Raw genomic sequence first — 21,071 nt, forward strand, 5'->3', positions numbered from 1 at the left:
TCCGGGCGCCGGGTCGCGATCAAGACGGTGCGGACCGAACTCGCCGAGGACCAGCTGTTCCGGGTGCGCTTCACCCGCGAGGTGGAGGCGGCGCGGCCCGGACGGACTGAGCACCATGATGCTGATGGTGGTCGTGACCACCCCGGCCGTGCTGGCCGCCGCCGCGCTGCGCCCCCGCTCCAAGAGCCGCGGCTGACGCCCGCGGCCCCCGGGCCCCCGCCCGCCCGCTCAGCCACGCATCCACACACCCACGAACGGGAGACCCCTCGTGTCCGAATGGCTGGTCCTGGCCATTGCCATGGCGCTCGTCTGCGCCCTCGTCCTCGCCATGACCGTGGTCCGGCACCGCCGGGTCGCGGCCGACGAGGACACCAGCGAAACCCCCGACGTCATCGAGTACATGACGATGATGGTCGGCGTGGTCTACGCGATCGTCCTGGGCCTGGCCATCGCGGGCGTCTGGGAGGCGCGCGGCGCCGCCGAGGACAGCGTGCGCCGCGAGGCCCAGTCGCTGTACGAGGTCACCCAGCGGGCCGACGTCTACCCGGCGCCCGTCCGCGACCGGATCCGCGGCGAGGTGGACGCGTACGTCTCCCACACCGTCAGCGTGGACTGGCCGCGGCTGGTCTCCGGCCAGGACGCCTCGGCCGAGGGCGCGCAGCTGCTCGGCAGGCTGCGCACCGACGTCACCCACCAGAGCCCCGCCAACGAGCTCCAGGCGCAGGCCTACCAGCCGCTGCTCGACCACATCGCGGCCGCCGACGACGCCCGGCACTCGCGCACGCAGAGCGACGAGTCCACCCTGCCGGGCGTGGTGTGGTTCGGGCTGGTGGTCGGCGGCATCGTCACCATCGGGCTGATCTTCACGCTCCAGATCCGGCGTTCGGGACGGGAGCTGCTGCTGGCCGGGCTCTTCAGCGCGCTGATCGTGTTCCTGCTGTTCATGGTGTGGAGCTTCGACGCCCCGTTCGGGCGGGAAGGGACCGACTCCGCCGGGCCCTTCCAGGACCTGTTCCCGGCCCTGACGGTGACGGCCTCCCGCTGATCCCCGCGCAGGCGTCCGCGACCGCGGCGCCGGCCGGGGCGGACGGACGGTCCCGGCCGGGTCAGCCTCCCGCCGGGGCCGCCGCCTGCCGCCGTACGGCGGCCACGAGCGGCGAGTGCCGCAGGGCGTGGGAGATCCGCACGAGGTCGCGCGGCCCGTCGGCCAGCACCAGCACCCGCTCCCCGTCGCCCCCGGCCCCCTCCGGGCCGGCGGCGCCGGCCCGTACGGCGGCCGCCACCATCGCGGCGTCCGCGACGGCGCGGGCCGTCTCCTCGTCCGCCCCGCCCGCCCGGGCCCGTTCGTAGGCGCTGTCGCGCTGGCGCCGGTCGAAGGACGGGCCGAGCCGCAGGAAGCCGTCGTGGATGTCGGACTCCCGCTGGATCACCCGGATCTCGGCCGGGGACCACCAGGACATCCGCACGCAGGGCGTGCCGCCGGGCGCGCTGCCGTGCACCTCGTGCCACAGCGTGCCGAGGCGCCGGTAGGTGCTCCAGGTGCGCCAGCTGTCCGACAGGCGCTGGCACACCAGGGGCAGCACGAACCCCACCGAGCTGACGAGGGCGGCGAAGGAGGCCAGCGGCGGGGCGAGGTAGGTGCTGAGGTCGTCCAGGTCGCGGCCCAGCCAGCGGGCGGCGACCGCGGACATCTTGGCCGCGTCGTAGGCCAGGCTGATGGTGTACCCGGCGACGATGATCACCAGGCCCGCCCGGAGCCAGCCGCGGACCCGCAGGGACCAGCGCCAGCACATCGACACCATCATCAGCACGGCGGCGTTGTGCGCCAGCAGGTAGGCGGCGATCATCAGCCGGATGTAGGGGGTGTTCGCGTAGTACGTGTCGAAGTCGCGCAGCCGCTCGACCGGGGCCTCGCCGAGCGCGAACAGGACGACGATCGCCACGACGACCACGCAGTAGCCCGCGATCCAGCGCTGGGAGGTGCGCCGGATCTCCCGCGCCGGGCCGCCGCGCCAGTTGAACACCAGGACGAGGCAGGAGGCGCTGAAGGCGGTCATCAGGCAGTAGACGAGCGGGGCGGAGAAGTTGGGGACGCCGGTCCACCGGTTGACGGCCGCGATGGTGGGCGGGGCGGCGAAGGTGAACACCGCGCCGGCGAGGACGAGCAGGACACAGACCGACCGCAGGAGCGGATCGCGCCAGTTGGTGCGCAGCGCCGGCAGCTTGCACACGAGGGACACCGCCATCGCGGCCGCCGGGATGTAGTAGTCCGGTCCGTTCAACGGTCGTTCCTGTGCCCCCGGTAGCCGAGAGAGGTCTCGATCCGCCCCGCCAGCTCGTCCCGCTGGGCCGGTGGGCGGTGGCCGGAGGACCCGGCCAGCCAGGTGCGGCACCGGCTGCCCAGCAGGAGGCCGAAGCTCTCGGCCTCCGTCTCCTCCTGGACGTCGGCCCGGGTGCGGGCGGCGACCCGGCGGACCGTCTCGCCGAGGTCGGCCCCGTCGGTCAGCAGCCGGGCGGCGACCGCCGCCCCGTCGACGTGGTGGCTGCAGTGGCCGGCCTTCATGTGCCACAGCTCGTGGCCCAGGATCACCAGCTGGTGGTCGGGCGCGGTGCGCTCCTCGATGACCACCAGGTCGCGGTCCGCCATGTCGAGCCACAGGCCGCTGGCGGTCCCTTGCGGGAACGCGGCCATCCGGAACTCCACCGGACGGCCGCGGTGGCGGCTCATGCCCTCGCAGAGGGCGGCGTAGAGGTCCACGGGTTCCACGGGGGCGGCCAGCTTGATGCCGGACACCAGCTCCGCGCACAACCGCCGCTGCGCTCTGCCTATGCTCACCGTTCTCCCCGTCGGCGCGGATCCGGATCAGGACTCAAGGATCAGATCCAGACTTTCGACTGGGTCATGATTCGTTCGGTTTGACACTTTCGAGAAGCATGTCCAGCCATTCGGTCACCTTGTCCCGGTGCTTGTCGCTGGGCAGTTGGGCGGCGCGCCAGGCGATGCCCCGCACACCGTGGTTCTGCAGGAGTCTTGCCAGCGGATCGCCCGCCGAAGCGGCCTCGGCCGGTACGGTCTGGCGCTCCCGGCCCGCGAAGTCCTGGAGCAGCTGCTGCTCGGTGCGCTGGAGGGCGTCCGTGAGGGCGTCGGCGTCATGGGCGGTGAGGAAGCCCGCGTGCACCCCGAAGAACCGCTGGATGGCGTCGCAGTGCTCCATCGTGGGCCGCCGGTCGCCGTTGATCAGCGCGCCCGCCTGCTGCCGGGACATCCCGGCGCCGTCGGCGATCTCCTGCTGCGTGTAGCGGCGGCCGTTGGGTTTGACCCGGGTGCGTCGCAGCAGGTCAAGGCGCTGGAGGAAACGGGCCTGGAGGTCTGGTTCGCCGGCCCGCCGGCCGTCCAGCAGGGTCCTGATCACATCAGTGGGGACCCCGGACGCCTCCGAGAGCCGGCGGAGGTCGAAGACCTCTTTCGGGTCGCGGCCCATTTTGTTCGCCAGTTCGGCGACCCGCGTGACGGTCGCTGCCAGGGGCGCGTTGGCCACCGCGACGGGAGCCGGGAAGCCGTCTGTCACCAGTGGTTCTCCTAGATCGCGCGAGGTCAGTGGGCACGTGGTCGGCCTCAGGGAATCTATCCGGTTTGTTTTGGGAGAGCCAGAACTTGCCACAGCTGTGGCGGGAATGAGCTGTCGCCCGGCTGGAATTGCCACAATAGTTGACACTCGAATGAAGTCGGTAGCAGGATCGCCACACGGAAATGAAGATCCAGACCGTTGAGGAGGGGGAGCTCTCGGTGCCACATCTCGCAGCGGTGGGCCCGTCTGATGGCCTCGTCCGAGCCGGTGAGGAGCGCCTGGCGGGCGAGGAATCCGCCCGCGGCGCAGTGCGGTCGGAGCGGCGCAAGGAGATTTTGCGCCAGCGCCGCGAAGAACTGGGCCTGAGTCAGGAGGACGTCGCGTCCCGGCTGCGCATCAGCGTGCGCGCGTACGGGAACTGGGAACGCGGGCTCGTCAAGGAATGGACGGACCGCAAACTCCTCGCCCTGGCCGAGGCCTTGGAGATGAGCGAGCGGCAGTGCTTCTGGCTGTTCCGGGTCATGGTCGACCGGGACCCGCCGCCCACCTGGCGCGCGGCCGAGGAGAACCGGCTGCCCCAGGACCCGGCCCAGCGCGACTACCTGGTCGACTACGCGGCCCTGATGGAGGCCGTGCCGTACCCGAGCTTCCTGGTGGACCACCGGTGGGACGTGGCGCTCACCAACTCGGCCTTCGACCGGCTGTTCCAGTCGGTGCGCCCGCACCCGACGGCCCTGCCGGACGACAACTTCCTGCGCTTCGTGCTGTTCCACCCGGACGCCGCGGCCGTGCTGGAGGACCACGAACCGGCCTGGTGCGTACCGCTGTTGGCGCAGTTCGCGACCGCCCTGGCCGCGGCCCCGGACGACGAGGGCCTGCGGAGCATCCGTCAGGAGGTGGCCCGCGACCCGTTCATGGAGGCGGCCTACCGGTACGGGGTCCCGCACTGGCTGACCACGCACGGGGAACTGGCCGCCGAGCAGGACGGCGCGGTGCGGACGGTGCGTCACCCCGACCCGGGCTGGGGCCTGGTGCGGTGCCGGATGGTGGCGGAATCCAGCCGCATGCTGGAGGGCATGGGCCTGACCCGGATCACCCTGGTGCTCTCGGCGCCGCAGGGCGTGCCCGCCGGTCCCGTACGCGGCGGCACCGGCTTCCCGCAGCAGCCGGGGGCCCGTCTGCGGGCCGTGCCGCCGCTGGGCGAGTGACGCCGCGGGGGAGACTGGTGCCCTGAAGCGTGTGCCGCGGCGCATGCCACGGCGGGTCCCGCGGCGTCCGGCCGCGCCGGCCCACGTGGGATGCCCGCGCGATGCCACGATCCGCGACACCGCGCGGATGCCACCGATCGTGGCATTGCGGCGGCGCCGCCGGGGTCGTGGCTTCGCCCGTGCCCGGGGCGGCCCCGGGCCGTGGCCGCGGCCACGACGGCGGAAGGGCGGAACAAGGCATGAGGTTGACCATCCTCGGCGGGGGCGGATTCCGCGTCCCGCTCGTCTACGGGGCACTGCTCGGGGACCGCGGCGAGGGCCGGGTGTCCCGGGTGACGCTCTACGACGAGGACCCCGGCCGGCTCACCGCCATGGCCCGGGTCCTCGCGGACCAGGCCGCGGCCGCCGGCGTCCCGGACGCCCCGGCCGTCACCGCCACCGGGGACCTGGACGAGGCCCTGCGCGGAGCCGACTTCGTCTTCTCGGCCATCCGCGTCGGCGGCCTGGAGGGGCGCGCGGCCGACGAGCGGATCGCCCTGGCCGAGGGGGTGCTGGGCCAGGAGACGGTCGGCGCGGGCGGCATCGCGTACGGCCTGCGGACCGTGCCGGTCGCCCGGGAGATCGCGCGCAGGATCGCCCGTACCGCCCCCGGGGCGTGGGTCATCAACTTCACCAACCCGGCGGGCGTGGTCACCGAGGCCATGGCCGAGGAGCTGGGCGAACGGGTCATCGGCATCTGCGACTCGCCCGTGGGCCTCGGCCGCCGCATCGCCCGGCTGCTCGGCGCCCGGCCCGGCGAGGCGTGGATCGACTACGTCGGCCTGAACCACCTGGGCTGGGTGCGCGGCCTGCGGATCGGCGGCCGCGACGAGCTGCCCCGGCTGCTGGCCGACACCGAGGCGCTCGAGTCCTTCGAGGAGGGACGGCTCTTCGGCGCCGAATGGCTGCGCTCGCTCGGCGCGGTCCCGAACGAGTACCTGCACTACTACTACTTCAACCGCGACACCGTACGGGCCTACCAGGAGGCGAAGCAGACGCGCGGCGCCTTCCTGCGGGACCAGCAGCGCGGTTTCTACGCCGAGGCCGGCCGGCCGGGGCAGGGCCCCGGGGCGGCGCTGGCCGCCTGGGACCGGACCCGGGCCGAGCGCGAGGCCACGTACATGTCCGAGAACCGCGAGGTGGCGGGCGTGGGGGAGCGCGAGGAGAGCGACCTGGAGTCCGGCGGCTACGAGAAGGTGGCCCTCGCCCTGATGCGGGCCATCGCCCGGGACGAGCGGGCCACGCTGATCCTCAACGTCCGCAACGGCTCGACGCTGTCCGTGCTCGACGCGGAGGCGGTCGTCGAGGTCCCCTGCCTGGTCGACGCGAACGGCGCCCACCCGGTGTCCGTGGCGCCGCTGCCGCTGCACGCGGTGGGGCTGGTCACCTCGGTGAAGGCGGCCGAGCGGGCGGTGCTTGCCGCTGCGGCGAGCGGCTCGCGCGCGGACGCCGTGAAGGCCTTCGCGCTGCACCCGCTGGTGGACTCGGTGGGGGTGGCCCGCAGGCTGCTGGAGGGGTACGCGGCGGAGCACCCGGGCCTGTCCTACCTGCGCTGACCGGCCCGTTCCGGCCGCTTCACCCCTGCGGCGGCCCGCGGCATGCGGTGCGGCGGGGGTGCTGCGAGAGTGCGGGGTGTGACCACCGCCCCCGCCGTCGCCGTGCCCCCGCCCGTGCTCGACCGGCGGCGGCGGGGCGTCGTCTTCGGCACGATCATGCTGGGCGTGCTGCTGGCCGCGCTCGACCAGACGATCGTGGGCACCGCCCTGCCCACCATCGTGGCGGACCTCGGCGGCGCGGCCCACATGGCCTGGGTGGTGACCGCGTACCTGCTCGCGGAAACCGTCGCGACGGTTTTGGTCGGGAAGTTCGGCGACCTCTTCGGCCGGAAGGTCATCTTCCAGATCTCCGCCGTCATCTTCATCACCGGCTCCTTCCTGTGCGGCCTCTCCGGCACCATGACCCTCCTCATCCTGTGGCGGGGCCTCCAGGGCATCGGCGCCGGCGGCCTGATGGTCACCTCCATGGCGCTGATCGCCGACGTGGTGCCGCTGCGCGAACGCGGCAAGTACCAGGGCGCGATCGGCGCCGTCTTCGGCGTTGCCACCGTCATCGGGCCGCTGCTGGGCGGGCTGTTCACCGACCACCTCAGCTGGCGCTGGGCCTTCTACGTCAACGTCCCGATCGCCGTCCTCGTGGTCGTGGCGGCCGCCCGGACGATCCCCGCCGTACGCGCCGCCGGCCGGCCCGCCATCGACTACCTGGGCATCGCCCTGGTGGCGGCCGGGGCGAGCGCGCTGATCCTGGCCACCAGCTGGGGCGGGAACGAGTACGCCTGGGGCTCCCCGCTGATCATCGGGCTCTTCGCGGGCGGCGCCCTGGCCCTCGCGCTGTTCTGCCTGGCGGAGACCCGGGCGGCGGAACCGATGCTGCCCATGCGGCTCTTCCGCAATCCCGTGTTCACGGTGTGCTCGGTGCTCAGCTTCGTCGTCGGCTTCGCCATGCTCGGCGCGATGACCTTCCTGCCCACCTACCTCCAGTACGTCGACGGCGACTCGGCCACCCTCTCCGGCGTACGGACCCTGCCGCTGGTCATCGGCCTGCTGATCGCGTCCGTCTACAGCGGCAACGCCACCGGCAAGACCGGGCGCTACCGCGTCTTCCCGATCGCGGGCTGCGCGGTGATGGGCGCCGGGCTGTACCTGCTGTCGCTGATGGGGCCGGACACCGGCGGCTGGCTGGAATCCCTGTACATGTTCGTCCTCGGCACCGGCATCGGCCTGTGCATGCAGGTGCTCACCATCGCGGTGCAGAACACCGTGGACTACGCCGACCTCGGCACGGCCACCTCCGGGGTCACCTTCTTCCGTACGCTCGGCAGTTCCTTCGGGGCCGCCGTCTTCGGGACGATCTACGCCAACAGCCTGGCGCCCCGGCTGGAGGCCGCGGTCGCGGAGGCGGCCCGGGCGACCGGCGCCGACCCGGCCCGCGTCGGCGCCGCCGCGCAGAGCCCGCAGGGGGTGCACGCCCTCGAACCGGCCGGGGCGGGCCCGGTCATCGGCGCGTACGCCGGCGCCCTGCACACGGTGTTCCTGTGGACGGTGCCGGTGGCGGCCGTCGGCTTCGTCGTCGCCCTCTTCCTCAAACAGGTCCGGCTGCGCGACAGCGCCCGGGCCGGGTCCAGGGACATCGGCGACGGCTTCGCCTCCCCGGCCACGGCCTCCGGGGACTCGGCCAAGCTGTTGGAGCTGGCAGTCGGCAAGCTCGTACGGACCATGGGGCCCGAGACGGCGCGGGCGATCGTCCACGCCTCCGACACGCGGCTGGACATGGCGGGTGCGTGGGCGGTGATGCAGGTGGACCTGATGACCCGGACCGTGGGGCACGCCCGGCTGGGGCTGATCGCCTCGCGGCTGTCGCTGCCGCCGGAGGTGCTGCTGCCGGTCTTCGACCGGATGGTGGAGGAGGGCTTTCTGACGCGGCAGAACGGTTTCTTCGCGCACACCCCGGCGGGGGAGCGGGAAGCCGGGGTGATCGCGCGGGCCTGGGCCGACTGGCTGGGCGACCGGCTGGAGCAGGACCGCGGCCGGCCGCGCAGCGAGGAGCTGCGGGCGGCGGCGGACGCGATCGCCAAGCGGCTGCTGGCGGAGGACCTGGGCGAGGGCAACTTCGCCCCCCGGCTGGCGGTGCGGGGGTCCTAGGGGGCGTCGGTGCAGTAGCGCCGGCCGCCCGAAGGGCAGGCGGGACTGTGCGGACACCCACTGGGTTGCGGCTCGTCCGGGCCCTATCGTGCGGATCGGCAGGACGCGCCTACGAGGCGTCGGTGCGGGTGGGGTAGTCGTACGAGGGGACGTGCGGCAGGGACGGGAGGTCCGGGCGCCAGGCGCGCAGGACGGCCGCCGAGGGCGCGTACAGGGCGCCGGGGATCTCCTCGGGGGCGAACCAGCGCCAGCGGGCGATCTTGTCGGGCTCGGTGACGGCCGGGCTGCCCTCGGCGGAGCGGGTGACGGCGGCCGCCGTCAGGCGGGTGGGCCCGGCGAGCGCGGAGATCTGCACGGCCAGCACCTCGATGCCGGCGGGGTCGGCCCGCAGGGAGGTCTCCTCGGCCAGCTCCCGGGCGGCGGCCTGCTCGAAGCCCTCCCCGGGGTCGACCTTGCCGCCGGGCAGCTCCCAGCGGCCGTCGTGCGCCTCGCCGAGCAGGATGCGGCCGTCGGGGCCGAGGACGATCAGCCCGACGCCGACGACCGCGTTGGGCTGGGGGGTGTTCCGGGCGGGGCGGGAGCCGGCCGGGGAGGTGGCTCCGGAGCCGGCTCGGGGGGTGTCGCGTTCGGTGGCCATGGGCCCCATCTTCGCAGGGCAGGCGGGTTCGCCCGGCGGGGCCGGGCGGGCCCCTAGGACGCCTGTACGAGTTTCGGCCGGGCTCCGCTCGTGCAGGCTCTGTGCGGTCTGATCGTCGTACGGTACGCCGGTTCGGGGGACGCATTGGCACATCTGCTGGTCATCGGCGGAGGCATCGCGGGGCTCGCGACCGCCCTCCTCGCGGCCCGCCGCGGACACACCGCGGACCTCTTCGAACGCGACACCCGGACCGCCGGCACCGCCCTCGACCAGGACTTCTTCGGCTGGCACCGCCCGTCCGTACCGCAGGCGGCCCAGCCCCACGTCCTGCTCGGCGCCGCACGCAACCTGCTGCGCACCGAACTGCCCGACGTCCACGCCGAGATGCTCCGGCTCGGCGCCCGGGAGCGGAACGAGCTGGACTGGTTCGACGTACGGCCGGCCGCGCGGCCGGGCGACGAGGACCTGGTCATGCTCCAGTGCCGCCGCATCGTGCTGGAGAGCGCGCTGTCCACCGCCCTGCGGGCGCAGCCGGGCGTGGTGGTGCGGTACGGGGAGCCGGTCGCCGCGCTGACGACGGCCGGGCAGCCTCGGTCGGAGCCGTGGGTGCGGGTCACCGGGGTGACCACGCCGGGCGGCGCGTACCGGGGTGACCTGGTGGTGGACGCGGGCGGGCGGCGCGGCGGCTCCACCGGGCTGCCCGCCGCGGCCGGCTGCCGCCCCGCCGCCGTGGAGCGGCACCGCACGGGCCTCGCGTACTTCTGCCGCTGGTACCGGCTGCCCGACGGCACGGACGAGGGGCCGCGCCGGCCGTGGACGGTGACCGGCGGCGCCTTCGCGGGCTGCGCGGTCTTCCCGTCCGACAACAGGGTCTTCGCCGTGACCGTCTTCGCCCACACGGCGGACCCGACCCGCGCCGCCCTGCGCGATCCGGCCGTCTTCGAGGCGGCGGCGCGGGCCTTCCCGCCCGGCGCGGCCTGGCTGGACCTGGGCGCCGAACCGCTGTCGGGGGTCCTGGCCATGGCGGGCCTGGACAACCGGTGGAGCCCCCTGGCCGACGAGCGGGGTCCGGTGGCGACCGGGGTGGTCCCGGTCGGTGACGCGCTCACCCACACCAACCCGACCCTGGGGCAGGGGACCGCGCTCGCCCTGTGGGCCGCCGACCGGGTGGCCCGGACGGCCCATCAGGACCCCGGCTCCTTCGGCTTCGCCGCCGGCTACCACGGCTGGGCGCTGCGCACGCTGAAGCCGTGGTTCGGCCTCCAGGTGTGCGCCGACGCGGTGGTGGGGGAGCGCCTCGCGGCGGGGGCGGGGCTCGGGGCCGGGAACGGGGCCGTGGGGGCGGCTCCGCCCGGTCGGGCGGACCGGGTGCGCGAGGCGGCCGCGCTGTTCGAGTGCGCGCTGGAGGATCCGGAGGTGATGCGGGCGCGGGCCAGGGTCCGCCACCTCGTGCAACCGCCCGAACGGGCCTACGCCGACCCCGCGGTCCGGGCCCGGGTGGCACGCTGGCTCGGGGCCCGGCCCGGCTGGGCGCCCCACGCGGTGGGTCCGGACCGGGCGGAGTGGGAGCGGCTCACCTCCGCGGGGGCGGGCTCCGGCGCGAGCTCCGGCGTGGGGTCCGGCGCGGGCGCCGGCCGTCAGCCGGGGGTGCCCAGCACCTCGGCCAGTTCGTAGCCGACGACCTCCTCCAGCTGCGCGTACGTACAGCTCTCCGGGGTGCGGTCGGGGCGCCAGCGGGCGAACTGCGCGGTGTGCCGGAAGCGGTCGCCCTCCATGTGGTCGTACCGCACCTCGCAGACCCGCTCGGGCCGCAGCGGCACCCAGGACAGGTCCTTCTTCCCCGTCCAGCGGCTCTGGGCGCCGGGCAGCCGGGCGCTCTCGTGCGCGGACTCCTCCGTCCAGGAGGCCCACGGGTGCCCGGCGGCGTCCGGCATCCGCAAGGGGGCGAGCTCCTCGACCAGCTCGGCGCGGCGCCTCATGGGGAAGGCCGCGCAGACGCCGACGTGTTGGAGCGCGCCGTGGTCGTCGTACAGGCCGAGCAAGAGCGATCCGATGATCGGACCGCTCTTGTGGAAACGGAAACCCGCGATGACGACGTCCGCCGTACGCTCGTGCTTGATCTTGAACATGAGGCGGGCGTCGGGCCGGTAGGGAAGATCGAGGGGTTTCGCGACGACCCCGTCGAGCCCGGCGCCCTCGAACCGCTCGAACCACTCCCGCGCGAGCGCGGAATCGGTGGTGGCGGGCGCGAGGTGGACGGGGGGCCGGGTGGTGGAAAGGGCGTGGACCAGGGCGTTGCGGCGCTCGACGAGCGGGGTGTCGAGGAGCGAGTCGTCGCCGAGCGCGAGCAGGTCGAAGGCGACGAAGCTCGCCGGGGTGGTCTCGGCGAGCAGCTTCACGCGGGAGGCGGCGGGGTGGATCCGCTCGGTCAGCCGGTCGAAGTCGAGTCGGCCGCCCTGGACGATCACGATCTCCCCGTCCACCACGCAGCGCGGCGGCAGATTCTCCTTGAGTGCGGCCACCAGCTCGGGGAAGTACCTGGTCAGGCTCTTGCCGGTGCGGCTGCCGACCTCCACCTCCTCCCCGTCGCGGTGCACGATCGCCCGGAAGCCGTCCCACTTGGCCTCGTACTGCATGCCCGGCGGGATCGCCCCCACGGACTTGGCGAGCATCGGTTTCACGGGCGGCATCACCGGCAGATCCATGCCATCGATTCTGCGGTGGTACGACCGGGTCCGCCCGGTATGCGCGCCCGGCCGCGCGCGCCTACCGTGGCACGCATGGGTGCTGCGGGTGATGCGATCGAGCTGGAGGCGGGCGGCCGGACGGTACGGCTGTCCAGCCCGGACAAGGTGTACTTCCCGGAGCGCGGCCTCACCAAGCGGCACGTCGCCGAGTACTACCTGGCCGTCGCCGACGGGATCACCCGCGCCCTGCGCGACCGCCCCACCACCCTGGAGCGGTACCCGGAGGGGGTGGAGGGGGAGTCCTTCTTCCAGAAACGGGCCCCCAAGAACCTGCCCGACTGGATCCCGACCGCGCACATCGCCTTCCCCAGCGGCCGTACGGCCGACGAGATCTGCCCGACCGAGCCGGCCGCCGTCCTGTGGGCCGCCAACCTGGGCTGCCTGACCTTCCACCCCTGGCCGGTGCGGCGCGGGGACACCGACCGGCCGGACGAGCTGCGCATCGACCTCGACCCGCAGCCCGGCACCGACTACCACCACGCGGTGGCCGCCGCGCACGAACTGCGGGCCCTCCTGGACGAGCTGGGGCTGCGCGGCTGGCCCAAGACCTCGGGCGGCCGCGGCCTGCACGTCTTCGTCCCGATCGCACCGCGCTGGACCTTCACCGAGGTCCGCCGGTGCGCGATCGCCCTGGGCCGGGAGCTGGAGCGGCGGATGCCGGGCAAGGTCACCACGGCCTGGTGGAAGGAGGAGCGGGGCGAGCGGATCTTCGTGGACTACAACCAGACGGCACGCGACCGGACGATCGCCTCGGCGTACTCCGTCCGCCCCCGCCCGCACGCCCCGGTCTCGGCGCCGCTGCGCTGGGACGAGGTGGACGACGCGGAGCCGCGCGACTTCGACATCGTGACGATGCCGGCGCGCTTCGCGGAGCTGGGCGACCTGCACGCCGACATGGACGAGCACGCCTTCAGCCTGGACACCGTCCTGGAACTCGCGGCCCGCGACGAACACGACCATCACCTGGGCGACCTGCCCTACCCCCCGGACTACCCGAAGATGCCGGGCGAACCGAAGCGCGTCCAGCCGAGCCGCGCGAAACCCCAGGCCTGAAACCCGCCCCGCTCCCCACCGAGCACCCCCGCCACACCCCGAACGGACACGCCCTGGACCGCCGACAGCAGCTGGGCCGCAGCGCATCACCCCGCCCCGGTCCTGCTGCATCGGGTGGACCCGCGTGCCGGGCTCACGGGCAGGGACTTCGCCGCCCTCGGTGACTGGCTCGCCCGGCCCGGTTTCGTAGCCGCGGGTGCGTAGACGGCAACGGCTGTGGCCTGGTGTTGATCAGGTGTTGATCGGACGTCCATCAGGCCGGTTCACGATCGGCGCATGTCGATGAACTCCACCGTCACCCCCGCCTGGTACGACCAGGCCCTGTGCGCCCAGACCGGGCCGAGCTTCTTCTTCCCGGAGCCCGGCTCCTCGCTCGCGGACGCGAAGCGGCTCTGCGGGGCGTGCGAGGGCAGGGCGGCGTGCCTGCAGTACGCCCTGGCGAACGACGAGCGGTTCGGCGTCTGGGGCGGGCTCTCGGAGTCGGAGCGGCTCGCCCTGCGCCGGCGCGGCTGAGCACCCGCAGCCGCGTACGGCCCCCGGCGGGGCCGGGGGCCGTTGCGGTGTGGCGGTCAGCCCTTGCGGTCAGCCCTTGCGGGCGGCAAGCCGCGCGGCACGCGCGGCCAGGCGCTCGTCGAACTTGCGGGCCTCGGCGTCCAGGCCGTTCATGAAGAGCCCGAGCTCCTCCTGGGCCTTCTGCCCCTCCGGACCCAGACCATCGATGTCCATGATCTTGAGGAAGCGGATCACCGGGCTCAGTACGTCGTCGTGGTGGATCCGCAGGTTGTAGACCCCGCCGATCGCCATCTGGGCGGCCATCCGCTCGAAGCCGGGCATGCCGTGGCCGGGCATCCGGAAGTTGACGACGACGTCCCGCACCGCCTGCATCGTCAGGTCCGGGGCGATCTCGAAGGCCGCGCCCAGCAGGTTGCGGTAGAAGATCATGTGCAGGTTCTCGTCCTGCGCGATGCGGGCCAGCATCCGGTCGCAGACCGGGTCACCGGACTGGTGGCCGGTGTTGCGGTGCGAGATGCGGGTCGCGAGCTCCTGGAAGGCGACGTACGCCACCGAGTGCAGCATCGAGTGGCTGTTGTCGGACTCGAAGCCCTCCGACATGTGCTGCATCCGGAACGCTTCCAGCTTGTCCGGGTCCACGGCGCGCGAGGCCAGCAGGTAGTCGCGCATCACGATGCCGTGGCGGCCCTCCTCGGCGGTCCAGCGGTGCACCCAGGTGCCCCAGGCGCCGTTGCGGCCGAAAAGGGTCGCGATCTCGTGGTGGTAGCTGGGCAGGTTGTCCTCGGTCAGCAGGTTCACGACCAGGGCGATCTTGCCGATGTCGGTGACCTTGGACTGCTGGGGGTCCCAGGCCTCGCCGTCCTCGAAGAAGGCGGGGAAGTTCCGGCCGTCACTCCACGGCACGTACTCGTGGGGCATCCAGTCCTTGGTGACCTGCAGATGGCGGTTGAGTTCCTTCTCCACCACCTCTTCCAGCGCGTACAGCAGCTTGGCGTCGGTCCACGCCTCCGAGCTGCCGAGGTGGGGAGAGGTGATCGTCACGGGTACTCCTGGGGACAAAGCGAATTACCTACGGTTCCGTAGCCTACGGAGTCGTAGGTTAAGCGCGACATCAAGGAGCGCCAAGCCCCAGCCATCGTCTTGTCCGGCTACGTCCGGTTATCTACGCAGTTTGAGGGCGTGCCGGACGCCCCCGGAGGGGTGAGAATCACGCCAGAAGGTGGTCCGCCGCTCCCGTCTTGACGTCCGGGAACGGCGGACCGGAGGCTCACCCCGCCCCGGCCCCGCCCAGCGGGCGGGGGCCGGGCCGGGACGCTACCGCCCCCACTCCATGGAGCCCCGGACCTCCTCGGCCGTGGTCGGCCGCAGTCCGCCGTCGAGCACCAGCCACCGCGTGATGCCGACCGACTCCAGGAACGGCACGTCGTGGCTGGCCACCAGCAGCGCACCCCGGTAGGACTCCAGGGCCTCGCCGAGCTGCCGTACGCTCGCCAGGTCCAGGTTGTTCGTCGGCTCGTCCAGCATCAGCAGCTGCGGGGCCGGCTCGGCCAGCAGCAGCGCCGCGAGCGTCGCCCGGAACCGTTCGCCACCCGAAAGGGTGCCGGCCGCCCGGTCCGCCCGGGCGCCCCGGAACAGGAAGTGCGCGAGCCGCGCCCGGACCACGTTGTTCGAGGCCTGCGGGGCGAAGCGCGCCACGTTCTCCACCACCGAGCGCTCGTCGTCCAGCACGTCGAGCCGCTGCGGCAGGAACCGGGCCGGGACGTGGGTGACCGCCTCTCCGGACACGGGCGGCAGGAGCCCGGCGATGGTCCGCAGCAGGGTCGTCTTGCCCGAGCCGTTCGCACCGACCAGGGCGATCCGCTCCGGACCGCGCACCTCCCATTCGCCCGCCGCCCGCGCCCCGTGGGCCAGGTGCAGATCGCTCAGGGTGAGCACCCGCCGGCCCGGCGGGACCTGGGTGGCGGGCAGCTCGATCCGGATCTCGGCGTCGTCGCGGACCGCCTCGACGGCCTGGTCCAGCCGCTCCCGCGCGTCCGCCAGTTTCTCGGCGTGCATGATGCGGTGCTTGCCCGCCGATTCCTGGGCGGCGCGTTTGCGGGCACCCATGACGATCTTCGGCTCGCGCTTGTTGTCGTTCATCTTCTGGCCGTACCGCTTGCGCCGGGCCAGTTTGACCTGCGCGTCGGCCAGTTCGCGCTTCTGGCGCTGTACGTCGGCCTCGGCGACCCGGACCATCCGCTCGGCCGACTCCTGCTCGGCCGCGAGCAGCCGCTCGTAGTCCGAGAAGTTGCCGCCGTACCAGCGGACTTCGCCTTCGCGCAGGTCGGCGATCTGGTCGACCCGCTCGAGGAGCTCCCGGTCGTGGCTGACCAGGACCATCACCCCGGACCAGGCCTCGACGGCCGCGTACAGGCGGCGTCGGGCGCGCAGGTCCAGGTTGTTGGTGGGCTCGTCGAGGAGCAGGACGTCCGGCCGGGCGAGCAGCAGGGCCGCCAGCCGCAGCAGGACGCACTCGCCGCCGGACAGCTCACCGACGGTGCGGTCCAGGCCGATGCCGGCGAGGCCGAGCTGGTCGAGCATGGCCAGGGCCCGCTCCTCCACGTCCCAGTCGTCGCCGACGGCCGCGAAGTTGGCCTCGGTGGCCTCGCCCGCCTCGATGGCGTGCAGGGCCGCGCGGGCGGTGCGGATGCCGAGTGCCTCGTCCACCCGCAGGGCGGTGTCGAGGGTGGCGTTCTGCGGGAGGTAGCCGATGGTTCCGGCGACGGAGACCTGTCCCGAGGAGGGGGACAGGTCGCCCGCGAGGAGCTTCAACAGGGTGGATTTCCCACAGCCGTTGAGTCCGATCAGGCCCGTCCTGCCGGGCCCGACGGCCAGCTGGAACCCGTCGAAGACGGGGGTGCCGTCGGGCCAGTCGAAGGAGAGGTCGGAGCAGGTGACGAAAGCAGGGCCATGACTCATGGAGGCCTCCAGGTTGCGTGAATGGTGCGTGCAACGCGGGGAGACAGCCGACTGTCACGAGGATCGCGTGGATGCGGTGGTGGTCGGTGTCTCGGACCTCAGAAGAGCAACGTCCTGCTCCGTTTCGACGGCAGTGGGGCGTCTACGAAGCTACGGGCGGCCCGGAGCCGCCCGCAAACGAATTAATCAGCAGGAGCCGCGCATCAATTCGTCGAGGCTGTGGTCCATGTCGAGGTAGCGGTGTTCCAGCCCGGGCGGTACGAGCGCGGAGGTGCGTTCGAGGAACCGCTGGAGCTCGGCCGTGGTCATCAGTACGATCGCCACCCCTTCCGGTGCGTGGAACTCGACCGTGGTGCGGTCCCCGTCGTACGGCCGCACCCGCACGTCGCCGCAGCCGGCCGGGTGGCGGATCCCGGACATCAGCAGCTCGCGGGCGAAGGTCCACGAGACCTCGACGCCCTCCAGCGTGGCCAGCGCGGGGAAGGCCATGCGGACGGCGAAGGGATCCGAGCGGTCGTAGCAGAGGGTGACGGGGACGGTCTCGACCTTCGGTGCGGTGGCGATCAGTCGGGCCTGCACGGCCTGCTCGATGACAGTGATCAAGGCTCGCTCCCTTGCGGCGGATCTGCTGTCGGGCTTGGGGTGGAGCCCGGCAACCGGATAGACGCCGGAATCGGCAAATCCGTGCATGGCGGATGACGTGAGCTGTGTCACCGATTGGCGCGATCTCACCCGTGGGATCGCACAGAGTGAGCGGTCGGCGGGTGCGGGCCAAGGGGCCCGAGGCGCACGGTGCGGCCGGCGGCGAACTCAAGACGTCCGGTATTCGCTCGCTCCACAGGCGTAAGCCGGTGCCGGATGGGGCCGAACGGGTGAGGTGGTCGCGGGGGAGGCGCCCTGGACGGGACATGGGGGGTGCGTTAGCTTCCGGCGCCATGAGAATTCTGGGAGTTGGCATGTGCGCGGCAGCCCTGCTGGTCGCGGTTGCCGTGGCCCCCGCGCAGGCGGACGCCGTCGGCGCCGACCCGGCCGCGGAGGCCCTCGCTCCGGGCTTACGCGGCGCCGGCTGGGCTGTCAAGGAGACCGGTCGGGAAGGCGCCGCGGAGGTCCGCTTCCGCGGCCTCGCGGCGGTCAGCCGCAGTACGGCCTGGCTGGCGGGCTCCAAGGGCAGGGTCCTGCGCACCGGCGACGGCGGCCGCAGCTGGCGGGACGTGTCCCCGCCGGGGGCGGTGGCCGAAGGGCTGGAACTGCGCGACATCGAGGCCTTCGACGCCCGTCGGGCGGTGGCCCTGTCCATCGGGGAGGGCGAGGCCTCCCGGATCCTGCGCACCGAGGACGGCGGCGCGACCTGGACCGAGGCCTTCCGCAACCCCGACCCGCGGGCCTTCTACGACTGCCTGACCTTCTTCGACCCCCGCCACGGGCTGGCCGTGAGCGACCCGGTGGACGGCAGGTTCCGCCTCCTGGCCACCGACGACGGCGGGCGCAGCTGGCGGGTGCTGCCGGACTCCGGGATGCCGCAGGCCCTGCCCGGCGAAGCCGGCTTCGCTGCCAGCGGCCAGTGCCTGACGGCCTCCGGGCCCCGGGACGTGTGGCTGGCCACGGGCGGCGGTCCCGTCGCGCGGGTCCTGCACTCCGCCGACCGGGGCCTGACCTGGCGGGCCGCCGACTCCACCGTCCCCGCCGGCGACCCGGCGCGCGGGGTGTTCGCCCTGGCCTTCCGCGACCGTACGACGGGCCTCGCGGCCGGCGGTGACTACCGTACGGGCCAGGCCTCGCCGAGGGCCGCCGCCCGCTCCGCCGACGCGGGCGGGACCTGGAGCCAGGCGGTGACCCCGCCGCCCGCCTACCGCTCGGGCGCGGCCTGGTACCCGTACGGGCGGGGCACCGCCCTGGCGGTGGGCCCGACGGGCACGGACGTCACCACGGACGCGGGGCGCACCTGGCGGCCGCTGGACGCGGGATCCTTCGACACCGTCGACTGCGCGGCCGACGGCGGCTGCTGGGCGGCGGGGGAGAAGGGGCGGGTGGCGCGGCTGGAGCGGCGCTGATCAGGCGGTGGGCGCAGTGCCCGGGGCCGGCCGGGTGAACAGGTCCATGCCCGGATAGGCGCCCGCGGTGAACCCGGCGGCCCGGTAGACGCCTTCGCCGTCGGCGCTGGCGTGCAGCTGGACGTAGTGGATGCCGATCCCGTTCAGCCAGGCGACCAGCCCGTCGACGATCCGGCGGCCGTGGCCCCGGCCGCGGGCGGCCTCGTCGGTGACGATGCCGTCGAGGTACCCGCGGCGGCCGTCCGTCCAGCGGGGGCTGGGCAGGTGGTACGTCACCCAGGCCATGCCGGTGGCCACCAGGGGTTCGCCGGGGGCGCCGCCGACGACCAGGCAGTGCACGTCGGACCGTCCGGTGAGGCGCTCGCGGAACCAGCCGTCGGCGGTGGCCCGCCAGGGGTGGTCGGAGCTCCCGGGGTCCATCCCGAGGGAGGCGAGGGCGACGGCGCGCAGCCGTATCAGCTCGGGGACGTCGGCGGGTACGGCGGGGCGGGGCTGCACGGTTCCTCCAGGGGACGCCGCCCCGGACCCCGGGCCGTACCGGGCCCGGGACACGGAAGCGGACGCGGGGCGGGGCCGAGGGGTCAGGACGGGAGGGTCTCGCGGAGCGGAGCCAGGCCGGCCGAGGTCTTCGTGGCGACGAACTCCGTTATGCGGTAGGCGCAGACGCCCGCCACCTGGAAGGGGTCCCCCTCCGCTATCTTCTCGATCTCGGCGCGCGAAACCCCGCGGGCCAGGATGACCCCGCCGTCGCGCGGGACCTTGCGGCCCGAGGCGAGGAAGACGCCGGACGCGTAGTGACCGTCCAGCCAGGCGATGTGCGCGTCCATCTGCGCTTCGACGGCTTCGATGGGCGCGGTGTAGGTGAGCTCCATGACGAACATGATCGCCAGGCTACTCTCGCACCATCATGACGACTGTGAAGACCCCCGCCAACGAGGCCGAGGCCCGGGCGATACAGGACGAACTGCGCAACCGTGTCGTGCTCGGTGAGGCCGGCCCGCAGCCCGGCCAGGGGCTGGTCGCCGGGGTGGACGTCGCCTACGACGACGAACGCGACCTGGTCGCGGCCGCCGCCGTCGTCCTGGACGCCGCCACCCTCGAGGTCGTGGCCGAGGCCACGGCCGCCGGGCCGGTCAGCTTCCCGTACGTCCCCGGCCTGCTCGCCTTCCGCGAGCTGCCCGCCGTACTCGCCGCCCTGGAGGCGCTCCCCGTCACCCCCGGCCTCGTCGTCTGCGACGGCTACGGCCTCGCCCACCCGCGCGGCTTCGGCCTGGCCTGCCACCTGGGGGTGGTGACGGGGCTTCCCAGCATGGGAGTCGCGAAGAACCCCTTCACCTTCTCCTACGAGGAGCCCGGCGCCCGGCGCGGCGACGCCTCCCCGCTGCTCGCGCCCGACGGCGCCGTCGTCGGACGGGCGTTGCGCACCCAGGACGGGATCAAGCCGGTGTACGTCTCCGTCGGCCACCGCGTCTCCCTGGACAACGCCTGCGCCCACGCCCTCGCCCTGAGCCCCCGCTTCCGCATCCCCGAAACCACCCGCCACGCCGACTCCCTCTGCCGCCGCGCCCTGCACGAGGCCACCGAGACGGCGCCGTAGCAGTCCGTTACGGGCCTCCTGGCGGGGCTCGGCGGGTGGCTCACGCTGTCGGGGCCGCCTGTTCGAGGAGGGCCTCGATGAACGACGTGACGTGCGGGCGGTCGCGGCGGCGGTCGATCGTGGCGACGCCGATGTGCCGGGACGGAGCCGGCGGACCGACCGGGACGGCGCGCAGCCCCGGCACTGCCGGCGCGAGCGCGAGGGACGGGATCAGGGAGACGCCCATTCCCGCGGCGACGAGCGAGCGGGCGAAGAAGTAGTCGGTGGTGGTGGCGCGCACATCCGGCGCGAAGCCCGCGCGCGCGGCGTAGCGGCGCAGGTACGCCTCGGTCTTGAGGCAGCCGAGTACCCAGGGCTCGGCTGCCAGCTCGGCGAGGTCGAGTGACTCGCGGCCGGCGAGGCGATGCTCCTCGGGCAGGACGGCGTACAGGGGATCTTCCAGGAGAGCGGTCCACCGCAGGCTGGAGCCCGGGCCCGGCCCGACGGGCAGCGGGCCGTCGAAGTGGTAGGCGAGGGCGAGGTCGACGGCGCCTTGGCGGAGGAGGGGCAGGGTGTCCTCGGGCTCGCCCTCCCTCACGTGGAGCAGGGTGTGGGGATGGGCGGCCATGAACCGGGGGAGGGCGCCGGGCAGCAGGTGTCTGCCGCCGCTGGTGAAGGTGGCGACGGTGAGTTGTACACGGCCCGTATGCAGCCGCTCCACCTGCTGCCTGGCCTGTTCGAGCTCGGCCGCGACGGACTCGGCGGCCCCGACCATGATCCGGCCGGCCGGGGTGAGGGAGACCCCGCGCGTGCTGCGTGTCACGACCTGGGCACCGAGGCTGCGTTCGAGCACCGCTACGTGCTGGGAGACCGCGGAAGGGGTGAGGCGGAGGGCCGCGGCCGCCCTGCTGAAGCTGCCGTGGTCCGCCACCGCCCGCAGGACGCGGAGCCGCTGCACATCGATCAACAGTATTCCTTAACACCATTCCAGCAAGCCGCTACTTCTGCTGTTGATCGTATGA

20 protein-coding genes are annotated in these 21,071 nt (G+C 73.5%); 9 read left to right on the forward strand and 11 right to left on the reverse strand.

Features of this window, described 5'->3' with window-relative positions; all coding sequences use genetic code 11:
* The first annotated feature begins 268 nt into the window (after nucleotides 1-268).
* Nucleotides 269-1,045 (forward strand): hypothetical protein, encoded by a 777-nt coding sequence (locus AB0D45_RS24255; RefSeq protein WP_362462527.1) that lies wholly within the window; start codon nucleotides 269-271, stop codon nucleotides 1,043-1,045.
* A 61-nt stretch (nucleotides 1,046-1,106) separates the two neighbouring features.
* Here the strand turns inward: AB0D45_RS24255 and AB0D45_RS24260 are convergent, their stop codons facing one another.
* The 3 genes from AB0D45_RS24260 to AB0D45_RS24270 form a co-directional block, all read right to left on the reverse strand.
* Entirely contained in the window at nucleotides 1,107-2,282 is a 1,176-nt protein-coding gene (locus tag AB0D45_RS24260; RefSeq protein ID WP_361610199.1) for an MAB_1171c family putative transporter, read from the reverse strand.
* Nucleotides 2,279-2,836 (reverse strand): toxin-antitoxin system, toxin component, encoded by a 558-nt coding sequence (locus AB0D45_RS24265; protein WP_361610198.1) that lies wholly within the window; start codon nucleotides 2,834-2,836, stop codon nucleotides 2,279-2,281. The genes AB0D45_RS24260 and AB0D45_RS24265 overlap by 4 nt, the downstream gene beginning before the upstream one ends.
* A 64-nt stretch (nucleotides 2,837-2,900) precedes the next feature.
* On the reverse strand, nucleotides 2,901-3,569 hold the full coding sequence (locus AB0D45_RS24270; RefSeq protein ID WP_361610197.1) for a helix-turn-helix transcriptional regulator: 669 nt from the start codon (nucleotides 3,567-3,569) through the stop codon (nucleotides 2,901-2,903).
* A 218-nt stretch (nucleotides 3,570-3,787) separates the two neighbouring features.
* Here AB0D45_RS24270 and AB0D45_RS24275 point away from each other — a divergent pair, with 218 nt between their 5' ends.
* The 3 genes from AB0D45_RS24275 (at nucleotide 3,788) to AB0D45_RS24285 (ending at nucleotide 8,514) form a co-directional block, all read left to right on the forward strand.
* Nucleotides 3,788-4,777, forward strand: a complete 990-nt coding sequence (locus AB0D45_RS24275) for a helix-turn-helix domain-containing protein (RefSeq protein WP_361610195.1) — start codon at nucleotides 3,788-3,790, stop codon at nucleotides 4,775-4,777.
* Nucleotides 4,778-5,016: 239 nt separating this feature from the next.
* Nucleotides 5,017-6,372, forward strand: coding sequence for a 6-phospho-beta-glucosidase (locus AB0D45_RS24280; RefSeq protein WP_361610194.1), 1,356 nt, complete (start codon nucleotides 5,017-5,019; stop codon nucleotides 6,370-6,372).
* A gap of 156 nt (nucleotides 6,373-6,528) precedes the next feature.
* The gene (locus AB0D45_RS24285) at nucleotides 6,529-8,514 is read left to right on the forward strand and encodes an MDR family MFS transporter (RefSeq protein ID WP_362462612.1); all 1,986 of its coding nucleotides are present in this window, start codon (nucleotides 6,529-6,531) and stop codon (nucleotides 8,512-8,514) included.
* Nucleotides 8,515-8,623: 109 nt separating this feature from the next.
* Here AB0D45_RS24285 and AB0D45_RS24290 read toward each other — a convergent pair whose 3' ends face one another.
* The gene (locus AB0D45_RS24290) at nucleotides 8,624-9,151 is read right to left on the reverse strand and encodes an NUDIX domain-containing protein (RefSeq protein WP_362462533.1); all 528 of its coding nucleotides are present in this window, start codon (nucleotides 9,149-9,151) and stop codon (nucleotides 8,624-8,626) included.
* A 90-nt stretch (nucleotides 9,152-9,241) separates the two neighbouring features.
* On the opposite strand from AB0D45_RS24290, the gene AB0D45_RS24295 reads away from it, so the two are divergent.
* Nucleotides 9,242-10,825: an FAD-dependent oxidoreductase gene (locus AB0D45_RS24295; protein WP_362462536.1), complete on the forward strand. Its 1,584-nt coding sequence runs from the start codon at nucleotides 9,242-9,244 to the stop codon at nucleotides 10,823-10,825.
* Here the strand turns inward: AB0D45_RS24295 and AB0D45_RS24300 are convergent.
* A complete protein-coding gene (locus AB0D45_RS24300) occupies nucleotides 10,789-11,856 on the reverse strand; it encodes an ATP-dependent DNA ligase (protein WP_362462539.1) in 1,068 nt (355 codons plus the stop codon). The genes AB0D45_RS24295 and AB0D45_RS24300 overlap by 37 nt on opposite strands.
* Before the next feature lie 75 nt (nucleotides 11,857-11,931).
* On the opposite strand from AB0D45_RS24300, the gene ligD reads away from it, so the two are divergent.
* Nucleotides 11,932-12,951: a non-homologous end-joining DNA ligase gene (ligD, locus tag AB0D45_RS24305; RefSeq protein ID WP_362462542.1), complete on the forward strand. Its 1,020-nt coding sequence runs from the start codon at nucleotides 11,932-11,934 to the stop codon at nucleotides 12,949-12,951.
* 276 nt (nucleotides 12,952-13,227) lie between these two features.
* A complete protein-coding gene (locus AB0D45_RS24310; protein ID WP_361609109.1) occupies nucleotides 13,228-13,464 on the forward strand; it encodes a WhiB family transcriptional regulator in 237 nt (78 codons plus the stop codon).
* 69 nt (nucleotides 13,465-13,533) lie between these two features.
* Here the strand turns inward: AB0D45_RS24310 and AB0D45_RS24315 are convergent, their stop codons facing one another.
* The 3 genes from AB0D45_RS24315 to AB0D45_RS24325 form a co-directional block, all read right to left on the reverse strand.
* A complete protein-coding gene (locus AB0D45_RS24315; RefSeq protein ID WP_361609107.1) occupies nucleotides 13,534-14,505 on the reverse strand; it encodes an acyl-ACP desaturase in 972 nt (323 codons plus the stop codon).
* Nucleotides 14,506-14,778: 273 nt separating this feature from the next.
* Complete coding sequence (locus AB0D45_RS24320; protein ID WP_362462546.1) at nucleotides 14,779-16,422, reverse strand: ABC-F family ATP-binding cassette domain-containing protein; 1,644 nt, start codon at nucleotides 16,420-16,422, stop codon at nucleotides 14,779-14,781.
* Nucleotides 16,423-16,608: 186 nt separating this feature from the next.
* Nucleotides 16,609-17,025, reverse strand: a complete 417-nt coding sequence (locus AB0D45_RS24325; protein ID WP_361609103.1) for an SsgA family sporulation/cell division regulator — start codon at nucleotides 17,023-17,025, stop codon at nucleotides 16,609-16,611.
* A 353-nt stretch (nucleotides 17,026-17,378) separates the two neighbouring features.
* Between AB0D45_RS24325 and AB0D45_RS24330 the strand changes: the two genes are divergently transcribed.
* Nucleotides 17,379-18,473: an oxidoreductase gene (locus AB0D45_RS24330; RefSeq protein WP_362462549.1), complete on the forward strand. Its 1,095-nt coding sequence runs from the start codon at nucleotides 17,379-17,381 to the stop codon at nucleotides 18,471-18,473.
* On the opposite strand, the gene AB0D45_RS24335 is transcribed toward AB0D45_RS24330, so the two are convergent.
* Together AB0D45_RS24335 and AB0D45_RS24340 are read right to left on the reverse strand one after the other, a co-directional pair.
* The gene (locus AB0D45_RS24335) at nucleotides 18,474-18,971 is read right to left on the reverse strand and encodes a GNAT family N-acetyltransferase (protein WP_362462551.1); all 498 of its coding nucleotides are present in this window, start codon (nucleotides 18,969-18,971) and stop codon (nucleotides 18,474-18,476) included. It lies immediately after the preceding gene.
* 83 nt (nucleotides 18,972-19,054) lie between these two features.
* Complete coding sequence (locus AB0D45_RS24340; RefSeq protein WP_362462553.1) at nucleotides 19,055-19,354, reverse strand: YciI family protein; 300 nt, start codon at nucleotides 19,352-19,354, stop codon at nucleotides 19,055-19,057.
* A gap of 26 nt (nucleotides 19,355-19,380) precedes the next feature.
* Between AB0D45_RS24340 and AB0D45_RS24345 the strand changes: the two genes are divergently transcribed.
* The gene (locus AB0D45_RS24345; protein ID WP_362462556.1) at nucleotides 19,381-20,070 is read left to right on the forward strand and encodes an endonuclease V; all 690 of its coding nucleotides are present in this window, start codon (nucleotides 19,381-19,383) and stop codon (nucleotides 20,068-20,070) included.
* Nucleotides 20,071-20,110: 40 nt separating this feature from the next.
* On the opposite strand, the gene AB0D45_RS24350 is transcribed toward AB0D45_RS24345, so the two are convergent.
* Nucleotides 20,111-21,016: a LysR family transcriptional regulator gene (locus AB0D45_RS24350; protein WP_362462559.1), complete on the reverse strand. Its 906-nt coding sequence runs from the start codon at nucleotides 21,014-21,016 to the stop codon at nucleotides 20,111-20,113.
* Nucleotides 21,017-21,071: the final 55 nt, after the last annotated feature.

This window comes from Streptomyces sp. NPDC048352 (assembly GCF_040651895.1).
GTDB lineage: Bacteria > Actinomycetota > Actinomycetes > Streptomycetales > Streptomycetaceae > Streptomyces.